This window comes from Nonomuraea sp. NPDC050022 (assembly GCF_044460705.1).
Taxonomy (GTDB): Bacteria; Actinomycetota; Actinomycetes; order Streptosporangiales; family Streptosporangiaceae; genus Nonomuraea.
In genome coordinates this window covers 698,022-715,699 of the sequence record NZ_JBITKE010000003.1, presented here as the reverse complement: position 1 = coordinate 715,699, position 17,678 = coordinate 698,022, and the positions used below count along the sequence as shown (strand labels likewise).

The 17,678-nt window shown below is 69.8% G+C and carries 19 protein-coding genes and 3 tRNA genes; 14 read left to right on the top strand and 8 right to left on the bottom strand.

From position 1 onward, the window contains the following. The first annotated feature begins 39 nt into the window (after window positions 1–39). Together ACIBO2_RS14755 and gltX are read left to right on the top strand one after the other, a co-directional pair. A complete protein-coding gene (locus tag ACIBO2_RS14755; RefSeq protein ID WP_225291995.1) occupies window positions 40–816 on the top strand; it encodes a fumarylacetoacetate hydrolase family protein in 777 nt (258 codons plus the stop codon). A gap of 34 nt (window positions 817–850) precedes the next feature. Then, on the top strand, window positions 851–2,182 hold the full coding sequence (gene gltX / locus ACIBO2_RS14750) for a glutamate--tRNA ligase (protein ID WP_397297663.1): 1,332 nt from the start codon (window positions 851–853) through the stop codon (window positions 2,180–2,182). On the opposite strand, the gene ACIBO2_RS14745 is transcribed toward gltX, so the two are convergent. After that, window positions 2,076–3,572 (bottom strand): MATE family efflux transporter, encoded by a 1,497-nt coding sequence (locus ACIBO2_RS14745; RefSeq protein WP_397297342.1) that lies wholly within the window; start codon window positions 3,570–3,572, stop codon window positions 2,076–2,078. The genes gltX and ACIBO2_RS14745 overlap by 107 nt on opposite strands. 72 nt (window positions 3,573–3,644) lie before the next feature. On the opposite strand from ACIBO2_RS14745, the gene ACIBO2_RS14740 reads away from it, so the two are divergent. Next, a complete protein-coding gene (locus ACIBO2_RS14740; RefSeq protein WP_397297340.1) occupies window positions 3,645–4,199 on the top strand; it encodes a PadR family transcriptional regulator in 555 nt (184 codons plus the stop codon). Window positions 4,200–4,374: 175 nt separating this feature from the next. Here ACIBO2_RS14740 and ACIBO2_RS14735 read toward each other — a convergent pair whose 3' ends face one another. Further along, window positions 4,375–6,342, bottom strand: a complete 1,968-nt coding sequence (locus tag ACIBO2_RS14735; protein ID WP_397297338.1) for a M3 family metallopeptidase — start codon at window positions 6,340–6,342, stop codon at window positions 4,375–4,377. Window positions 6,343–6,506: 164 nt separating this feature from the next. Between ACIBO2_RS14735 and ACIBO2_RS14730 the strand changes: the two genes are divergently transcribed. From ACIBO2_RS14730 to ACIBO2_RS14715, 4 genes are all read left to right on the top strand, one after another. Continuing rightward, window positions 6,507–6,578, top strand: a tRNA-Gln gene (locus ACIBO2_RS14730). 55 nt (window positions 6,579–6,633) lie between these two features. Next, a complete protein-coding gene (locus ACIBO2_RS14725) occupies window positions 6,634–7,197 on the top strand; it encodes a hypothetical protein (protein WP_397297336.1) in 564 nt (187 codons plus the stop codon). Window positions 7,198–7,277: 80 nt separating this feature from the next. After that, window positions 7,278–7,353, top strand: a tRNA-Glu gene (locus tag ACIBO2_RS14720). A gap of 18 nt (window positions 7,354–7,371) precedes the next feature. After that, window positions 7,372–7,444: transfer RNA gene (locus ACIBO2_RS14715), tRNA-Glu, on the top strand. Window positions 7,445–7,642: 198 nt separating this feature from the next. On the opposite strand, the gene ACIBO2_RS14710 is transcribed toward ACIBO2_RS14715, so the two are convergent. Both ACIBO2_RS14710 and ACIBO2_RS14705 read right to left on the bottom strand, forming a co-directional pair. Next, the gene (locus tag ACIBO2_RS14710) at window positions 7,643–9,361 is read right to left on the bottom strand and encodes a hypothetical protein (RefSeq protein ID WP_397297334.1); all 1,719 of its coding nucleotides are present in this window, start codon (window positions 9,359–9,361) and stop codon (window positions 7,643–7,645) included. A gap of 58 nt (window positions 9,362–9,419) precedes the next feature. Then, the gene (locus ACIBO2_RS14705; RefSeq protein ID WP_225291990.1) at window positions 9,420–10,136 is read right to left on the bottom strand and encodes an IclR family transcriptional regulator; all 717 of its coding nucleotides are present in this window, start codon (window positions 10,134–10,136) and stop codon (window positions 9,420–9,422) included. Between the two features lie 97 nt (window positions 10,137–10,233). Here ACIBO2_RS14705 and leuC point away from each other — a divergent pair, with 97 nt between their 5' ends. From leuC to ACIBO2_RS14685, 4 genes are all read left to right on the top strand, one after another. Continuing rightward, a complete protein-coding gene (leuC, locus tag ACIBO2_RS14700) occupies window positions 10,234–11,622 on the top strand; it encodes a 3-isopropylmalate dehydratase large subunit (protein WP_358539571.1) in 1,389 nt (462 codons plus the stop codon). A gap of 12 nt (window positions 11,623–11,634) precedes the next feature. After that, window positions 11,635–12,222 (top strand): 3-isopropylmalate dehydratase small subunit, encoded by a 588-nt coding sequence (leuD, locus tag ACIBO2_RS14695; RefSeq protein WP_358539574.1) that lies wholly within the window; start codon window positions 11,635–11,637, stop codon window positions 12,220–12,222. Further along, window positions 12,201–12,440, top strand: a complete 240-nt coding sequence (locus ACIBO2_RS14690; protein WP_358539578.1) for a hypothetical protein — start codon at window positions 12,201–12,203, stop codon at window positions 12,438–12,440. The genes leuD and ACIBO2_RS14690 overlap by 22 nt, the downstream gene beginning before the upstream one ends. Window positions 12,441–12,538: 98 nt before the next feature. Next, window positions 12,539–12,838, top strand: coding sequence for an HU family DNA-binding protein (locus ACIBO2_RS14685; RefSeq protein ID WP_225291986.1), 300 nt, complete (start codon window positions 12,539–12,541; stop codon window positions 12,836–12,838). A 101-nt stretch (window positions 12,839–12,939) separates the two neighbouring features. On the opposite strand, the gene ACIBO2_RS14680 is transcribed toward ACIBO2_RS14685, so the two are convergent. Next, window positions 12,940–13,140, bottom strand: coding sequence for a hypothetical protein (locus tag ACIBO2_RS14680; protein WP_357643721.1), 201 nt, complete (start codon window positions 13,138–13,140; stop codon window positions 12,940–12,942). Window positions 13,141–13,215: 75 nt separating this feature from the next. Further along, window positions 13,216–13,851, bottom strand: a complete 636-nt coding sequence (cofC, locus tag ACIBO2_RS14675; RefSeq protein WP_358539581.1) for a 2-phospho-L-lactate guanylyltransferase — start codon at window positions 13,849–13,851, stop codon at window positions 13,216–13,218. Window positions 13,852–13,925: 74 nt separating this feature from the next. On the opposite strand from cofC, the gene ACIBO2_RS14670 reads away from it, so the two are divergent. The 3 genes from ACIBO2_RS14670 to ACIBO2_RS14660 all read left to right on the top strand — a co-directional run bounded on the left by ACIBO2_RS14670 (window position 13,926) and on the right by ACIBO2_RS14660 (window position 16,849). After that, a complete protein-coding gene (locus tag ACIBO2_RS14670) occupies window positions 13,926–14,636 on the top strand; it encodes a lysophospholipid acyltransferase family protein (RefSeq protein ID WP_358539583.1) in 711 nt (236 codons plus the stop codon). Between the two features lie 4 nt (window positions 14,637–14,640). After that, a complete protein-coding gene (locus tag ACIBO2_RS14665; protein WP_357950423.1) occupies window positions 14,641–15,651 on the top strand; it encodes an NAD(P)H-dependent glycerol-3-phosphate dehydrogenase in 1,011 nt (336 codons plus the stop codon). Window positions 15,652–15,754: 103 nt separating this feature from the next. After that, on the top strand, window positions 15,755–16,849 hold the full coding sequence (locus ACIBO2_RS14660; RefSeq protein ID WP_225291981.1) for a D-alanine--D-alanine ligase family protein: 1,095 nt from the start codon (window positions 15,755–15,757) through the stop codon (window positions 16,847–16,849). Between the two features lie 81 nt (window positions 16,850–16,930). Here ACIBO2_RS14660 and ACIBO2_RS14655 read toward each other — a convergent pair whose 3' ends face one another. Then, window positions 16,931–17,371 carry a DUF3515 domain-containing protein gene (locus tag ACIBO2_RS14655; protein ID WP_358539590.1) on the bottom strand — a complete coding sequence of 147 codons (441 nt, stop codon included), beginning with the start codon at window positions 17,369–17,371 and terminating at the stop codon, window positions 16,931–16,933. Window positions 17,372–17,385: 14 nt separating this feature from the next. Further along, entirely contained in the window at window positions 17,386–17,619 is a 234-nt protein-coding gene (locus ACIBO2_RS14650; protein WP_225291979.1) for an Lrp/AsnC family transcriptional regulator, read from the bottom strand. Window positions 17,620–17,678 lie beyond the last annotated feature (59 nt).

The following is a 17,678-nucleotide window of genomic DNA, read 5'->3' as shown; positions in this document are numbered from 1 at the left end:
GGCGGGCGGAGGGCGTGGCGGCGGCGATAGCCTTGTCAGGTGCGTATAGCGAGGTTCTCCACAGGCGAAGGCGTGTCGTTCGGCGTGGTCGAGGGTGGCCCCGGGGAGGAGTTCGTGTCCGCGATCTCCGGGCACCCGTTCGGGGACGTTCAGTTCACCGGCGAACGCCACCCGCTGTCCCAAGTGCGGCTGCTGGCCCCGATGCTGCCCAGCAAGGTGGTGGCCATTGGCAGAAACTACGCCGAGCACGCCCGTGAGCTGGGCAACGAGGTCCCGGACGAGCCGCTCATCTTCATCAAGCCGTCCACCTCCGTGATCGGCCACGGCGAGCCCATCGCCTACCCGACGTCGCTGTCCCACCGCGTCGACTACGAGGGCGAGCTGGCCCTGGTGATCGGCAGGCTCTGCCGCGAGGTGCCGGTCGAGCGCGCCAAGGACGTCATCTTCGGCTACACGTGCGCCAACGACGTCACCGCCCGCGACCTGCAGAAGAAGGACGTCCAGTTCACCAGGGCCAAGGGCTTCGACACCTTCTGCCCGCTCGGGCCGTGGATCCAGACGGACCTCGACCCCTCCGACCTGGCGCTCACGACGACGGTCAACGGTGAAGTGCGCCAGAGCGGCCGTACCAACCAGCTCATCCACGACATTCCCGCGCTGGTCGCCTACGTCAGCGCGGTCATGACGCTGATCCCCGGCGACGTGATCCTGACCGGCACCCCGGCGGGCGTCGGCCCGGTCGAGGTCGGTGACGAGGTCAGCGTCGGCATCGAAGGCATCGGCACTCTGACGAACAAGGTGGTCTCCCGTGACTGATCTACGGGTGCGTTTCGCCCCGTCGCCTACCGGCATGTTCCACGTCGGCGGCGCCCGCACGGCGCTGTTCAACTGGGCGCTGGCCGAGCAGTCCGGCGGCCGCTTCGTGCTGCGCGTCGAGGACACCGACGCGACGCGCAACCGGCCCGAGTGGACCGAGGGCATCATCTCGGCGCTCGACTGGATCGGCATCAACGGCACCAACCCGGTGTTCGAGGGCCCCTATTTCCAGTCGGCCTATGAGCCGCAGCACCGCGAGGCCGTGGCCAAGCTGCTCGCCGACGGCAAGGCGTACTTCTGCGACTGCACCCGCGAGACGCTCGTCGCCCGCACCGGCTCCGAGCACAAGGGTTATGACGGTTTCTGCCGTGACCGGGGCCTGACCGAGGGCGCCGTCCGCTTCCGCACCTCCGACGAGGGCGTCACGGTCGTCGAGGACGTCATCAGGGGCCGGGTGGAGTTCCCCAATGACGCCCAGGAGGACTTCGTCATCGCCCGCACCGACGGCTCGCCGCTCTACGTGCTGGCCAACGCGGTCGACGACATCACCCAGGGCATCACCCACGTGGTGCGCGGCGAGGAGCACCTGGGCAACGCGGCCAAGCAGCAGCTCCTGTGGCCCGCGCTCGGTGCCAACCCGCCGGTCTGGGCGCACCTGCCGGTGATCGTCAACGAGCAGCGCAAGAAGCTGTCCAAGCGCCGCGACAAGGTGGCGCTGGAGGACTACCGCGCCGAGGGCTACCTGGCCGAGGCCATGGTCAACTACCTCATGCTGCTCGGCTGGGGCCCCGGCGACGACCGCGAGATCATGCCGTGGGTGGAGATGATGCCGCTGTTCAAGCTGGAGAGCGTCAACTCCGCCAGCGCCTTCTTCGACGAGAAGAAGCTGCGGGCCTTCAACGGCGAGTACATCCGGGCCCTGCCCGTCGAGACGTTCGAGGAGCGCTGCTCGTCCTATCTCGAGGCCGACTGGGACCGGGAGATGTTCAGCAAGGTCGCGGCGCTGGCGCAGACCCGCATCACTGTGCTGTCCGAGATCAGGCAGAACGTCGACTTCCTCTTCCTGGATGAGCCCGTGTTCGACGAGGCCTCCTGGGACAAGGCGATGAAGAACTCCCCGGTGGAGATCCTCGGCGGCTACCTGGAGCGGCTCCAGGGCGTCAACTGGGACCCCGAGTCGCTCAAGGAGGCGCTGGAGCAGGTCGGCGCCGCCCACGGCCTCAAGCTGGGCAAGGCCCAGGCACCCGTACGCGTCGCCGTCACGGGCCGGACGGTGGGCCTGCCGCTGTTCGAGTCGATCGAGGTGCTCGGCCGCGAACGCACCGAGGAGCGGATCCGCGCCGCCCTGGCCCGCCTCCAGGGCTGACCACCGGGGTTTCAGAGCCGACCGCCGGGGTTCCAGGGTTGACCGCCGGGGCCCCCGGCCTGGCTGTCGCTCCGGCGCCGACCGCGATGCCGAGGCTGATGGCCGCTCCGGCGGCCATCGACAGCCACACGCCCGTGACACCGACCCACGCGCTCAGCGCGTAGGCCAGGGGCAGCTGTACGGCGAAGCCGGCCAGCGTGGCCGTCAGCAGGCGCCTGCCCCCGCCGTTCGCCTGGAGCACTCCACCGACGGCGATCAGCCCGCCGAAGGGCACCAGGTAGAGCGGCATCCACCGCAGGAAGCTCACAGCGGGGTCGGCCGCGGCGGCGAACAGCCCGGCGACGGGCACGGCCACCGCATTGAGCACGACCGCCACCACCGCTCCCGCGCCCAGGCCGGTCCAGAGCGGCGAGCCGGTGGCCTCCAAGCGGGCCGTGCTGATCATCGCCGCCTGGCGGAGCGCGTAGAAGACCATCACCCCGGCGAGCATGACCTTCTGCCCGATGCCGTAGCCCGCCAGCTCCGCGGTGCCGAACCCGGCCACGATCCCCACCAGCGCCATGCCCACGAGGGCACGAGCCAGGAAATCACCGGACATGGGAAGTCCGGTCCGCACGACCTCTCCGATGAGCGGGCCATCGCCTTGTCCCGTGAGCGGGCCATCGCCTTCCCTCACGTGCGGGGCATCGCCTTGTCCCGTGAGCGGGCCATCGCCTTCCCTCACGTGCGGGGCATCGCCTTGTCCGGTGAGCGGGCCATCGCCTTCCCTCGCGAGCAGGCCGTCGCCTGAGTCGCGCGGCGTCAGTCGTACCAAGGTGCGGAGAGAGATCGCCAGTGTGACGGTCCGTGCGATCACGGTGGCCAGCGCGGCCCCCTGGACGCCCAGATCGAGGCCGTAGATGAACAGCGGGTCCAAGGTGACCACCAGCGCGCCGCACACGAGCGCGTTGCGCATGGGGATCCGCGTATTGCCCAGACCCTTGACGATGCCGTCCGCGATCGTCTGGGCGAAGTACACCGGCAGGCCACCGAGCGAGATCAGCAGAAAACCGGCCGTGAGGTCATAGTCTCCGGCGAAGAACGCGGCCAGTGGCTCGCGGAGCAGCACCCCGGGTACGGCGATCACGATCGAGAACGCGGTCCAGAGCAGCCAGCCGGTCCTGACCACGGGGGAGAGCGGCGCACGGCCGTCGCGGCGGCCGATCAGCACGGTGACGCCCGTCGGGACGGCCAGGAACAGGCCGTAGGCCAGGTATTCGACGGTGGTGGACACGGTGACCGCCGCGATGGCCGGCTCGCCCAGGCCGGAGACCCAGAGCAGGTCGATCATCCCGACCGCGACCACAGCGGTGAGCAGCTCGACGTAGACGGGGAGGGCGCGTCTGATCATTTGCACATGCCTCGCTTCGTTGTATATCGAATAGAGATATATCGAATAGAGGTATAACGTTAAGATGCATCCATGGCAAGTGGCGGTGACCTGAGTCTCACCATCCTGGGGTTTCTGCACGAGCGGCCGATGCACGGCTACGAGCTCAAAGCGCGTCTCGCCGGGCTGAGCGGGCACCTGCGGCCGGTGAGCGACGGCGCACTCTACCCGGCCATTGCCAGGCTGGAGGGCAAGGGGCTGGTCGAGCGGCACGAGGAGGCGGGGGCCGCGGCGGCCCGCCGTCAGGTGCTGACGATCACCTCGGCGGGGCGTGAGGAGCTGCTGCGGCGGTTGCGTGAGCCGGCCGACCTGGATATCAGCGACCAGGGGAGGTTCTTCGCGCTGCTGACGTTCCTGTCGGCGCTACCCGACCCCGCCGACCAGGCCGCCGTACTGCGTCGCCGGCTGGCCTTCCTGGAGGCGCCGGCGAGCTTCTTCTACGAGGGTGGGCGGCCGGTGAGGGCGCGCGACGAGCCCGACCCCTACCGGCGCGGCATGCTGGTCGTCGCCCGCGCCGCGAGCCACGCCGAGCAGGACTGGCTCAGGCAGCGGCTCGACGAACTGTCGGCCGCACCGCCGCGCCCCTGAGCTCCGTGTCCCTGATCGGCCACACCGCCGCGCCCCTGAGGGGCGTCCCTGAGCCCCGCGTCCCTGAGCGGCACCCCCAAGTCGCGTCCCTGGGTCGTGGCGTCCCTGAGCGGCGTCCCTGAGCCGCGCGAGATGGAGAGTGCCGACCAGGGGCGCCGGACAGGGGTGGTGGGCGTCAGAGGAGGCCGCGGCGCTCCAGGAGCGGCTGGATGCTGGGCTCCCGGCCGCGGAAGTTGCGGAAGGCGGTCAGTGGGTCGATGCTGCCGCCCCTGGACAGCAGTTCGCGGCGGAAGTGGTCGCCGTTCGCCCGCTCCAGGCCGCCGTTCTCCTTGAACCACAGGACGCTCTCGGCGTCCAGCACCTCGCTCCAGATATAGGAGTAGTAGCCGGCGCTGTAGCCCCCCGCGAAGATGTGCGCGAAGTAGTTGGTCCGGTAGCGCGGCCGGACCGTCGGCAGGGCGATCCCGGCCGCCTCCAGCGCCGCGGACTCGAACGCCTCGGCGTCGGCCACCGCCTCGCCCGCGGCCAGCTTGTGCCAGGCCCAGTCGAGGAGTGTCGCGGCCAGATATTCGACCGTCATGAAGCCCTGGTTGAACTTCTCCGCGGCCTTCATCTTCTCCACCAGCTCGGCGGGCATCGGCTCGCCCGTCTCGTGGTGCTTGGCGTAGTTGGCCAGGATCTCCGGCCAGGTCGCCCACATCTCGTTGACCTGGGACGGGTACTCGACGAAGTCACGCGGCACGCTGGTGCCCGACACGCGGGGGAAGCGCACCTCGGAGAACAACCCGTGCAGCGCGTGCCCGAACTCGTGGAAGGCCGTGCTCACCTCGTCGTAGGTCAGCAGCGTCGGCCCGGAGCCCGGCTTGGTGATGTTGAGGTTGTTCATCACGACCGGCAGCTCGCCGAACAGGCCCGACTGGTCGACCAGGTTGTTCATCCACGCGCCGCCCCGCTTGTTGGGCCGGGCGTACGGGTCGAGCAGGAACAGGCCGAGCCGGCCGCCGTCCTCGTTGAACACCTCGTAGACGCGTACGTCCTCGTGGTAGCCCTTCAGGTCGGGCCGCTCGGTGAACGTGACGCCGTAGAGCCGCGTGGCCGCGTAGAACACGCCGTCGCGGTAGACGCGCCACAGCTCGAAGTAGGGCCGCATGGCCCCGGCGTCGAAGTCGTAGCGGGCCTGGCGCACCTTCTCCGAGTAGTAGGACCAGTCCCACGGCTCGACCGCGAACCCGGCCTGCTCGGCGAGCGCCTCCGCCTCTTTCTTCGCATTGCGTACGGCCGGCCCGACGAGTTGCCCCAGCATGGCCTCGACCGCCTCCACGGTCTTGGCCGTCTGGTCGGCGACGGTGTGGGCGGCGTGGTTGGGGAAGCCCAGCAGCGCGGCGCGCTCGGCCCGCAGCGTGGCCATCTTGATCGCCAGCTCGAAGTTGTGTGGCGCCCGCTCCACGCTCAGCGTGTAGAGCCTGCGGCGCACGTCGCGGTCGGTGAGCTGGGCCAGTGCCGGCTGGTTGGTGTAGTTGAGCAGCGGCAGGACGTAGCGCCCGTCCTTGGCCAGCGACTGGATCGTGGACTCGTCGAAGCCGTCGAGATCCTTGGCGTCGTCGACGACCAGGGCGGACTCGCTCAGCGCCTTCAGCAGGTTCTGGGCGAACTCGGTGGACAGCCGGGACAGCTCCTCGTTGAGCCGCCGCAGCTCGCCCTGCTCGGCCTCCGTCAGGTCGGCACCGGCCCTGACGAAGTCCTCGCGGTATTTCTCCAGCAGCCACGACTCCTCGAGGTCGTCCGTGGTCACCCGCTTGACGCGGGCCCAGAGCGCGCGGTTGAGCCGGATCGCGTCGCTGTGCTTGGCCAGCGCGGGCGAGATCTGCTTCTCCAGCTCCAGGACGCCCTCCGTGGAGTTGGAGGAGACGATGCTGAAGAAGGCCGCGGACACGCGCTCCAGGATGCGCCCGGAACGCTCCAGCGCGGCGATCGTGTTGTCGAAGGTGGGCGGCTCGCCGCTGTCCGCGATCGCCTCGACCTCGGCCAGCCCTTCCGCCATCCCGCGCTCGAACGCGGGGAGGTAGTGCTCCTCGCGGATCTCTTCGAAGGGCGGCAGCTGGTAGGGCAGGCTGCTGGGGGCGAAGAAGGGGTTCTCTGCCAACGCTTGGGCTCCTCCACGTGGTGCTTTGTCCCCCTCAGCTTGGCACGCCCGGCCCCCTTCCGTGCCCCGGAGGAAGGCGGTTCGGCAATCGTTTTGGTCTTGGCGCCCAAGCTGGGCTATTCTTTCGGACGTCGCCTTAACGCACCCCACGGGGTTCGGGCCGGTGGGGTATGGTGTAATTGGCAGCACGACTGATTCTGGTTCAGTTAGTCTAGGTTCGAGTCCTGGTACCCCAGCGCTTAACGGATGTCTCATAGAGGCGTCCGTTTTTTGCTTATGGATGAATTTCGGATGCGACCAGGGTCGTTCCTCGCCTTCCTGGCTCCCCTCCTGATGCCCCTCGTGCTCTTCTTCCCCGTGTGCCTGCTGCTCGGCGCCATCGCGACGGGCAGCACGGCCGCCGGAGTGCTGATCGGCGCACTCGGCGTCGGCGCGCTCACCGGTGTGCTGGCGATCAAGCACCGCCGGATGGTGGCGGGCACCGTCGTGCGCTTCTCCCCGCAGGGCGTGGAGCTGGCCGACGCCCAGGGCTTCCGCCTCCGGCTGGCATGGGCCCGGATGGAGCGGATCGACGTCGTGGAGAGCCGGATGGCCGGCTCCCGTCCGATCGGCCGCCTCGGCGGCGTCCGGGTCCGGGCCGACGCCCTGCGGTCCGTCGGGCTGATCGGCTGGGGCGAGCGTGATGCGCCGCCGCGGATACCCCTGTGGATGCGGGCTCAGCTCTCCGCGGTGCCCGTCGATCCGGAGACCGGCCTCCAGTGGCTCGGCATCCCGCTCGGCGCCGTCGATCCACTCTGGGAACGCGGCCCGATGGGCGACTGGGTCCGCCGCCATAGGCCCGATCTGCTGGCCTGATAGTGGTTTGGTGGTGCTCCGAGGGTGCGGTAGAGTTACCTGCGTTGCCGGGGGAACCTGGCAAAATCGCTTGTGGACAGGGTCCCGTCGTCTAGTGGCCCAGGACGCCGCCCTCTCAAGGCGGTAGCGCCGGTTCGAATCCGGTCGGGACTACCACTGCCACAAGCTCACGAAGGTCCCGTCGTCTAGTGGCCCAGGACGCCGCCCTCTCAAGGCGGTAGCGCCGGTTCGAATCCGGTCGGGACTACATTTCACCACCGCTCTCGGTCGCATTTCGCGCCGGGGGCTTTTTCTTTTGCCCCGCCCAAGACGTTTGTCCGTCCAAGCCGGTTGGTCCGTCCAAGCCGGTTGGTCCGTCCAAGCCGGTCGCTCGCCCAAGACGTCGCTGGAACGGCGATGGCGCCGCTCCAGCAGCTGGAGCGGCGCTATCCCGTACGGAAAGTGCCTAGGAGTTGGAGCGGGCCTTGAACAGCGCCCGCCGCGCCGCCTTGGCGACCTGCTTGTCCGGGTGGACCTGAGAGATCAGGTCCAGCAGCTCCTCCACGTGCGCGTGCGGGATCTTCCAGATCACCTCGAGCAGGTTGTTGAGCAGCTCGGGCCCGATGTCCCGCAGGCTCCCGATGAACTCCGACCGGCCGAGCCCGGCCGAGATCGTCCACATGTCGAGGATCAGCCAGTGGGTGTCGTCCTGCGTCGGCTCCGGCGCGCCCTCCACCTGGAGCTGGCTCAGGTGCGTGGCCGCGTAGGGGCGCAGCGAGGACTGCTTCAGCGCCTCCTGCCAGGCCGGGATCGCCGCCTCGCCGAGCGTGCCGACCACGCTGGCCGCCTGCACCCGGATGAGCGCGTCGGACTCGTCCTGGGCGGCGGCCTCCAGCAGCTCCTCGGCCGCCTTGCCGGGCTCGCGCAGCCGCATCCAGTCGGCGAACTCGGAGTCGGCCTCCTCCTCCGGCAGCTCGGCGCTGAGCGCGAGCAGCTCGTGCGCGCTCATCGACTCGATGGCCGGCCGCGCGTCGACCTCGATGTCGGAGTCGTCCACCAGGTGGACGACTCCCTCGGTGCCGAGCGGCGTGAGGCTGACCGTCTGGCCGGTGACCTCGACCATGCCATAACCGGTCAGCCAGGCGAGCGCCCCGGCGAGCGGGTCGCCCGCCGCCTCCCAGGCGTCGGCGCCCAGCTCGTCGAGCTCCGCGGCCGCCTCGGACAGCTCCTGGCCGAGCTCCGCGAGGTCGCGGGAGCCGCCGCCGAGGAGCAGTCTGACCAGCACGCCCCGCGTGAGGCCCGCCAGGGCCATGGTGAGGTCCTCGTCGGCCAGCTCGGGGTCGCCGTAGTCGACCGAGTGCAGGCCGAGCATCCAGGCGTCGAGCACGTCCTCGTCGTCGTCGAACGGCCACTCGGACGTGTCGTCCTGGACGCCCACGGTGTTGGCGTCACCCGGCTCCAGGAACTCCAGGTCGACGGCGAGGTTCCAGACGTTCCACAACTGCGGGACGGCCTCGGCGAGCGAGCCCTCGGTCTCCGGCCTGGGCAGTCCGACGGCGGTCAGCGCCTCGGCCACCTCGTCGTCGGAGAGCAGGGTCTGTTCCCCCACCCGGCGCCCGGAGCCCACCCACACGGCCAGGTCGCGCGCCTGGGCGATCAGCGGCACCTCGCGGGCGGCCGTGGCCAGTTCGGAGTCGGGGCGCAGCCTGATCGTGTCGAGGTCGGCCAGCGCGTCGGCGAACGGCTCGAAGTCGCCCAGGTCGCCGATCTCCTCCTCCTCGTCGTCGTCGCCTTCGGCGTCGTCGTCGAGGAGGTCCTCCATCAGCTCGACGAAGTCGTCCTCGACGTCGTCGAGCTCGGCCTGCAGGTCGGAGAGGGAGTCAGAACCCTCGGTGAGCCGTCCGGTCTGCGAGAGGAACGTCAGGTACGCGTCGACGGCCGGGAGCATCCCGTCGGCGGCGGCGTCGGGGTCCTCCACGACCTTGGGCATGCGGTCGAGCAGCAGGTTGCGCAGGTCGGCACGCTTCCACGTGCCGAGATCCTGGGAGAAGGCGAGGCGGTGCCACAGCGCCGCTGGTCCCACGAGCTCGGGGTCGCTCTCGGGCGCGTTGTCGCGCGCCCAGATGATGAACTCTTCGAGCAGGGGTCGCAGCTCAGTGGCGGCTACCTCGATGCGATCTGTCACGCACTCAGGCTAGTGCGCCCGCGAGGCACTCGGCTCCCCAAATAGGCGCTTTTGCTGATCATGACGTGCGGCGCATCGCTTCCGTGATGCGTTCGGCCGCCGCCATGACCGGCACTGCGTGCAGCCGGCCGGGGGCTCTCGTCAGCCGTTCGATGGGCCCGGAAACCGAGACCGCCGCGATGACCTTGCCGCCGCTGCCCCTTATCGGCGCGGAGACGCTGGCCACCCCCTGCTCGCGCTCGCCGACACTGTGCGCCCATCCTCTGCGCCGCACCGACGCCAGCGTGGCGGCGGTGAACTTGGCGCCGCGCAACCCCCGGTGCAGGCGGTCGGGCTCCTCCCACGCCAGCAATATCTGGGCGGCGGAACCCGCCGTCATCGGCAACGCCGAGCCCACGGGCACGGTGTCGCGCAAGCCGCTGGACCGTTCGGCCGCCGCCACGCACACCCGCTCGTCACCCTGGCGCCGGTAGAGCTGCGCGCTCTCGCCGGTGAGGTCGCGCAACTGCATCAGTACGGGCGCGGCCACCGCGAGCAACCGGTCCTCACCCGCCGCCGTGGACAACTCGGAAAGCCGTGGGCCGAGCACGAACCTGCCCTGTGTGTCACGGGTCACGATGCGGTGGTGCTCGAGTGCGACGGCGAGCCGGTGGGCCGTGGGCCGGGCCAGGCCGGTGGCCTGGACCAGCTGTGCCAGCGAAGCGGGACCCGCTTCGAGGGCATTGAGTACCAGAACGGCCTTGTCCAGTACGCCGACTCCGCTAGAGTTGTCCATACACCGATACTGACGTCTCGACATATGAGAAGGCAAGTCGGAGGACACTCCCGCGAGGGAGCGCGATGGGGAGCATCGCATCAACCAGGAGGAGATCATGGCCCGCACATTGGCGGAGAAGGTCTGGGAGCAGCATGTCGTGCGCCGCGCCGACGGCGAACCCGACCTCCTCTACATCGACCTGCACCTCATCCACGAGGTGACCAGCCCGCAGGCGTTCGACGGTCTCCGTCTCGCCGGGCGGACCGTGCGCAGGCCTGAGCTCACCATCGCCACCGAAGACCACAACGTGCCGACCGTGCTCGGCCCGATCGCCGACCCGGTGTCCAAGACGCAGGTCGAGACGCTGCGCAAGAACGCCGCCGAGTTCGGCATCCGGCTGCATCCTATGGGTGACGCGGGTCAGGGCGTGGTGCACATCATCGGCCCGCAGTTCGGCCTGACCCAGCCGGGCATGACGATCGTCTGCGGTGACTCCCACACCTCCACGCACGGCGCGTTCGGCGGCATCGCGTTCGGAATCGGCACCTCCGAGGTCGAGCACGTGCTGGCCACCCAGACGCTGCCGGCCTACCGGCCGAAGACGATGGCCATCGAGGTCTCGGGCGAGCTGCCCGTCGGCGTCACGGCCAAGGACTTGATCCTGGCCATCATCGCCAAGATCGGCACCGGCGGCGGCCAGGGCTACATCGTCGAATACCGTGGTGAGGCCGTACGCAAGCTCTCCATGGAGGGCCGCATGACGGTCTGCAACATGTCGATCGAGGCCGGTGCCCGCGCGGGCCTGATCGCGCCCGACGAGACCACCTTCGACTACCTCAAGGGCCGTCAGCACGCGCCGACCGGCGAGGCGTGGGACCAGGCCGTCGAATACTGGAAGTCGCTGCGCACCGACGACGACGCCGTGTTCGACAAGGTGGTCGAGATCGACGCCTCGACGCTCACCCCGTACGTCACCTGGGGCACTAACCCGGGCCAGGGCCTGCCGCTGGACGCGTCCGTGCCCAGCCCCGCGGACTTCGCCGACCCGATCGCGCGCTCGGCGGCCGAGCGGGCGCTGGAGTACATGGGCCTCACGGCCGGCACACCGCTGCGCGAGATCCAGGTCGACACGGTCTTCGTCGGTTCGTGCACCAACGGCCGTATCGAGGACCTGCGCGCCGCCGCCGAGATCCTGCGCGGCCGCCAGGTCACCACCCGCACGCTGATCGTGCCCGGCTCGATGCTGGTCAAGCTCCAGGCCGAGCAGGAGGGCCTGCACGAGGTGTTCAAGGCCGCCGGCGCCGAATGGCGCGAGGCGGGCTGCTCAATGTGCCTCGGCATGAACCCCGACACGCTCCAGCCGGGCGAGCGCAGCGCCTCCACCTCCAACCGCAACTTCGAGGGCCGTCAGGGCAAGGGTGGCCGCACCCATCTGGTGTCGCCGCAGGTCGCCGCCGCGACCGCCGTCACCGGCCGCCTGACCGCCCCCGCCGACCTCGCTTAGGAGAGCCTTCTGATGGACGCCTTCACCACCCACACCGGTACGGCGGTGCCGCTGCGCCGCAGCAACGTCGACACCGACCAGATCATCCCGGCCGTCTGGCTCAAGCAGGTCAGCCGGACCGGGTTCGAGAAGGGCCTGTTCGCCGCCTGGCGCGAGGACCCGACGTTCGTGCTCAACGACCCGTCCTACGAGGGCGCCTCGGTCCTCGTCTCGGGTCCCGACTTCGGCACCGGCTCCTCGCGTGAGCACGCCGTGTGGGCCTTGCAGCAGTACGGCTTCCGCGCCGTGATCGCCGCCCGCTTCGGCGACATCTTCCGCAACAACTCCACCAAGATGGGCCTGCTCCCGGTCGTCCTGCCGGGCGACAAGGTCGAGGCGCTCCAGGCGGCCGTCGAGGCCGACCCGGGGCTGGAGGTGACCGTCGACCTCGTGGAGCGCCAGGTCCGCTGGGCCGGGGAGAGCGTCGGTTTCGAGATCGACGACTACACCCGCTGGCGCCTCATGGAGGGCCTCGACGACATCGGACTGACCCTGCGTCATGCCGACGATGTGGCGACGTACGAGAATGGTCGGCAGCCATGGCTGCCGACGACCGTCTAGAAGACGACGAACTGGCGCGGCGGCTGCGCGAAGCGCACCGCCGCGTCCGCATGCTGCCCGCCGCCGAGAAGGAACGGCTGGGCCGCCGATATGTCGCGATCTGCGATCTGGCCAAGCGTGATCCGGAAAGGGCGGCGGCCCGCCTCGAAGCGTTTCTCGCCACACTCGACAGCGATTTCGACACGCCACGCGCACCCGAAAACACGCTCGGTGATTGAGTTCCCCCGCGATCCCGCCTACTTTCGAGCGCGTAAGGGGTTTCTACCGAGAACTCATGAGCTGGAACCCCGAGCCGTAACTGGGGGAGCAGACCTTTATGAACAAGCGGGAACTCGTCGACGCCATCGCAGACCGGGTGGGCGACAGGAGGACGGCCACGGAGGCCGTGAACGCGATCATCGACGCCATCCAGAAGGCGGTCGCCAGCGGAGACAAGGTCTCGATCACCGGCTTCGGCGCGTTCGAGATGGTCCACAAGGGGGCCAGGAGCGCCCGTAACCCGTCTACGGGTGCCGAAATCGCGGTCCCGGAGAGCTGGGGGCCCAAGTTCCGTCCGGGTTCGGACTTCAAGGAACTCGTGAACGTCGGCGGCAAGAAGCTCTCGAAGAAGAAGTAATCACCAGAGGTAGCCGGACGCCCGGTCCCCTGTCAGGGGGCCGGGCGTTTCCTTATCTCTGGGGTCTCTGGCATCCCGGGGATTCCTGGATTCCCGGGGAATCAGGGGAGCGGAAAGGTCGACAGCGTTATGTAGGTGATCTCGTCACCCGTCATCGCCAGGCGGACCCGCTGCCCCGAGCGCAGGAGCCGCAGCGGCCCCGCGTCGAAGGCGGGCGTGCCGAACTCCAGCACGGTCCCGTCGTCGAGGAAGACCGAGCCGGAACGCGTCACCGGATCGAAACTGCGTACCGTCGCCTGCATGCGGCCCAGCGTAAACGGTGGGTCCGCGCCCAGCGAGACCCCGGCGGCTTACGAAGGCGGCCAAAGCCCGCCGCGTCACGAAGGCGGCCACAGTTCGGCGACGACCGCCGCGGTGTGCCGTCCCAGCCCCAGGGCGATGGCGGCCCGCAGGTCGTCGGGAGTGTCCACGTCGCGCCTGACCGAGTCGATGTCCTCCGTACACAGCTCCTTGGCGCCGCCCGCCAGGTGCTTGGCCCGCGACTCCCCGCCGAAGCGCGGCGTGAACGGGCGGCCCGGCCGTACCCCGTAGAAGGTGGTGCCGACGTCGAGCGCGTCGGGCACGAAGGACTGGTCGAACTCCGCCGCGCGGGCCAGCGCGGTGGCCAGCTCCGCCGGGCGCAGGGCGGGCAGGTCCGCCTGCAGGGCACCGATCCCGTCACCGGGAGCGACGCGTACGGCGTGCGCCGCGCCCGTGCGCAGGGCGGTGTTCAGGCCGCGGTCCGGGTCGTGCACCACCTCGGCCCCCAGGGCGGTCAGCGGCCCGGCGGCGGCCGGGTCGGCGGTCACCACGATTACCCGGGCCACCAGCGGGCAGGAGAGCGCCGCCGCGACGGTGTCGCAGGCGACGGCGACGGCCAGCCGGGTGCGGTGCGGACCCGTGGCGGCCGCCAGCCGAGTCTTGGCCGCGACCAGCGTCTTCACCGGAATGACCAGTGACCAGCGGATGCTCATAGGGTTAAGCATCGCGCCTCGACATCCCATGCGGCCAACCGGGAGACTTGGGGCGCAGACCGTAGGAGGAGATCATGAGCCGCCCCACGCGCCCATCGCGTTTCTGGGAGACCCTGGCCGTAGTGATCGTGAAACCACTGTCATGGCTCCTGATCAAGAAGGACTGGCGCAAGGGCGAGTGCATTCCTCGTACAGGCGGCATCATCATCGCGACGAACCACCTCTCCTGGACCGACCCCGTGCTGCTGGCGCACTTCCTCTACAACAACGGGCGGTGGCCGGTCATCCTGGCCAAGGCCACGCTGTTCAAGGTGCCGTTCCTGGGCAACGCCGTCCGCTCCCTGCGGGCCATCCCCGTCGAGCGAGGCAGCAACGAGGCGGCCAAGTCGCTGCACGAGTCGGCGGCACGGCTGAAGGACGGCGCCGCGATCCTCTTCTACCCCGAGGGCACCTGCACCCGGGATCCCGACCTGTGGCCGATGGTCGGCAAGACGGGCGCGGCCAGGCTGGCGCTGGAGAGCGGCGCGCCGGTGATCCCGGTGGCCCACTGGGGCGCGCACGAGCTGCTGCCCTATGGGGAGAAACGGCCGAGGCTGTTCCCGCGCAAGACGTTCCGCGTGATGGTGGGGCCGCCGGTCGACCTGTCGGCGTACGCGGGGCAGGAGCCGGAGGCCGACGTGCTGCGCGCGGCCACCCACGACATCGTGATGGCGATCACCGAGCAGCTCGCCGCGCTGCGCGGGCAGCAGGCACCCGCGGCCCCCTACGACCCGGCCGGGCGGTGACGGTATGACGAAGGTCGCGGTGTTCGGCACCGGATCGTGGGGCACCACGTTCGCGATGATCCTGGCCGAGGCGGGCAACCACACCGTGCTGTGGGGCCGCCGGCCGGAGCTGGTCGCGGGGATCGAGCGCAGCCACGCCAACCTCGACTACCTGCCCGGCGTGGCGCTGCCCCCGTCGTTGCGCGCGACGACGGACCCGGCCGAAGCGCTCGACGGCGCCGACTTCGTGGTGCTCGCCGTGCCGTCGCAGTCTCTGCGGCCCAACCTGGCCGCCTGGCGTGAGCACATCCCGCGTGACGCGGTCCTGGTCAGCCTGATGAAGGGCATCGAGCTCGGCACGACCAAGCGGATGAGCGAGGTCATCCGCGAGGTGGCGGGGGTGCACGAGGACCGGGTCGCCGTCGTCTCGGGCCCCAACCTGGCCAAGGAGATCGCCCAGCGCCAGCCCGCCGCCACGGTCGTGGCCTGCGTGGACGAGGGGGTCGCCGCGCGCCTGCAGGCGGTCTGCCATCTGCCGCCGTGGTTCCGCCCCTACACCAACACCGACGTGGTCGGCGTCGAGCTCGGCGGAGCGGTCAAGAACGTGATCGCGCTGGCCGTCGGCGTGGCCTCGGGCATGGGGATGGGCGACAACGTCGGCGCCATGCTGATGACCAGGGGGCTGGCCGAGATCTCCCGGCTGGGCGCGGCGCTCGGGGCCGACCCGCACACGTTCGCCGGTCTGGCCGGGATGGGCGACCTGGTGGCGACCTGCACCTCGCCGCTGTCGCGCAACCGTACGTTCGGCGAGAACCTGGGCCGCGGCATGACGCTCGCCGAGGTCATCGCCGCCACCAGGCAGACCGCCGAGGGCGTCAAGTCCTGCGAGTCCGTGCTGGAGCTGGCCAGGAAGCACGACGTGGAGATGCCGATCACCGAGGTCGTGGTCGGCGTGGTGCACGACGGCATGTCGCCGAGCGAGGCCGGAATGCTGCTCATGTCCCGCTCGCCCAAGCCCGAGCGTTACGGCGTATGACGACGTCATCCGCTTGCCTGATTTGTGGTCCGGCGTGCGTATGACGACGTCATCCGCGCGCTTGACTCGCTGTGCGGCGTACGCGCCGGTAGATTCGGACCTCATGAGCAAGCCACGCGTCGCCGTCGTTTTCGGAGGTCGCAATTCCGAGCACGCCGTGTCCCTGATGGGAGCTGGCAGTGTCCTGGAGGCGATCGACAGGAGCAAGTACGAGGTGATCCCCATCGGGATCGCCCAGGACGGCAGGTGGGTGCTGGCCGCGTCGGACCAGCGGTTCGCCATCGAGGCGGGCGAACTGCCCGCCGTCGACACCACGGGCGCGGCCCTGGCGTTGCCGTCCGGCAGCGCCTCGCTGGTGGCCTACGACCCGGGCAGCATCCCCGTCGAGCTGGGCGGCGTCGACGTGGTCTTCCCCGTCATGCACGGCCCGTTCGCCGAGGACGGCACGATCCAGGGCCTGCTGGAGATGGCCGGTGTGCGTTACGTCGGCTCCGGCGTGCTGGCCAGCGCGGTGGGCATGGACAAGGCCCACATGAAGACGGTCATGGCCGCCGCCGGACTGCCGATCGGACGCCATGTGGTGGTGCGCGAGCGTGACTGGCGGCTCTACCGGGAGCGGGTGCTGAAGGAGGCCGAGGAGCTCGGCTGGCCGGTGTTCGTCAAGCCCGCCAGGGCCGGGTCGTCGCAGGGCATCTCCAAGGCGCACGACCGGGCCTCGCTGGAGCGGGCCGTCGAGGTCGCCCGCGAGCACGATCCCAAGGTGCTCATCGAGGCCGCCATCGAGGGGCGCGAGATCGAGTGCGCGGTGCTCGAGTCACTCGGCGACGAGCCGGCGATCGCCTCGACGCCGGGTGAGGTCAAGGTCCAGGGCGGTCAGGAGTTCTTCGACTTCGAGGCCAAGTACTACCCCGACCAGATGTCGCTCACCGTGCCCGCCGACCTCCCGGAGGCGGTGGCCGAGGAGCTGCGGGAGATGGCCGTGCGCGCGTTCGAGGCGCTCGACTGCGAGGGGCTGTCGCGGGTCGACTTCTTCTACACGCCCGAGGGGAAGCTGGTCTTCAACGAGATCAACACCATGCCCGGGTTCACCTCGTTGTCGGTGGCGCCGCAGCTGTGGGCCGCCTCGGGGCTGTCGTACCCGGCGCTGGTCGACCGGCTCATCCAGCTCGCCCTGCACCGTTCACCCGGGCTGCGCTGACCACCGCGTTCACTTGGGGCTGCGCTGACCACCGCGTTCACTTGGGGCTGCGCTGTCGGCCTTCTGGGCTGCGCTGACTGACTACTGGGTCGGTTTCTTGGAAGCCGACGCCTGGCTGATCGGTCCCGAGAGGTCCGCGAGGACCGAGGGGGCGACGTGGGTGCCCGCGATCGTGACCTCGACGTAGGCGGGGTCCTCGATCGCGGTGTACAGGGTCGGCTTGTCGGGGTCGGCGAACCAGCCCACGCCGTCGATCTCCTGCAACGTGTCGGTCGGGGACATCCGCGCCGGGCGCGGCACACCGCAGCGGAGCGCGATCTCCGCCTCCCCCCAGACCGTGACGTACGGGGACGCGGGCGTGGACTCGCCGCGTGGGGCGCCGTCAAGCGTCTTGGGCAGCCGCCCGGCCAGGCTCTCGCAGGCCGCCGCCGCCTCCCCCTGAGGCTTGGGCGGCTCCACGCGAACGGCACCGCCGCACCCCGCGAGGATCAACAGGGCGAGCAGGACAGTGGTGCGGCGCATGAACTAGATTTACCTCAAATATGGACGATCGGGCACGTCAGAGTACGTGTGATGCCCTCCACGGCCTGAATCTGGGCGACCACCAGCTTGCCCAGTTCGTCGACGTTGTTGGCCTCCGCGCGCACGATCACGTCGTAGGGGCCGGTGACGTCCTCCGCCTGAGTGACTCCGGGAATGCCGGAAATCTCGCGGGCCACGCTCGCGGCCTTGCCGACCTCGGTCTGAATAAGGATGTAGGCCTGCACCATTACGTCCTCCCGGGCGATTCGATCACGCCGAAGGGCCACCGTACCCTGTGTGCGTCAGG